The organism is Vibrio sp. D173a (assembly GCF_030248475.1).
Genome location: NZ_JAHGAH010000715.1, coordinates 1 through 705 on the forward strand (window position 1 = coordinate 1; position 705 = coordinate 705).

The following is a 705-nucleotide window of genomic DNA, read 5'->3' on the forward strand; positions in this document are numbered from 1 at the left end:
GACCGAGGTGGTGGTTTGTCTGACAGCAGCAACCGTGAGAGGGCCAGTACCATAAATGAATGCTTGTACACCTAAGTTGTAAGCAAGCTCCTCTTCTGGCGTAGCAGGTTGCTCAGCAAAAGACGGCATCGCCACCACACTGGACAAAGAGCACACCAAAGTGGCCAGTACCTTTTTCTTACACTATATTGTTGGAAGTCTATGGTGCAGAGCATAAGAGGAAGTGTGATTAAGGAGTGTAATAGCCGATATTAAGATTGTTAATACGTCACTTTTGTTGTTTAAGTTGTTGTTTTTGATTGTAATTTAATGTCGAGAAAGTAGCGGTAAACCAGTGCGGAAGTGAGACGTCGCGAGGGACTATTGTTTGCACGATTGGCGGTTGATATGTTGACCCAAAATTAAGGGGGCAATATGAACGCATCAACTCATCCTTTCAGTCTATTCATCAAAGCAGAAGGGGCGCAATGTAATCTTGATTGCAGCTATTGCTACTACTTAAACAGACAAGATGTCGACAAGCGATCATCGATGCCACAGAGCATGATGGAGCAGATCGTCCACTCGCACATTGAGGCGCAACCCGCTCAGGCTACACAGGTCGATTTCATTTGGCATGGCGGTGAACCCATGCTGAGAGGGCTAGCGTTTTATCAGTCTGCGGTGGCTGCTCAGCAGTCCAAAAAGGTGAACAAGCAAATCGTT

General features: G+C 46.2%; 1 protein-coding gene. It reads left to right on the forward strand.

The genetic code is table 11. From position 1 onward, the window contains the following. Positions 1 to 414: 414 nt before the first annotated feature. Positions 415 to 705: 4Fe-4S cluster-binding domain-containing protein (locus KIV40_RS28745; protein WP_285352631.1), on the forward strand; the 291-nt coding region annotated here is incomplete at its 3' end.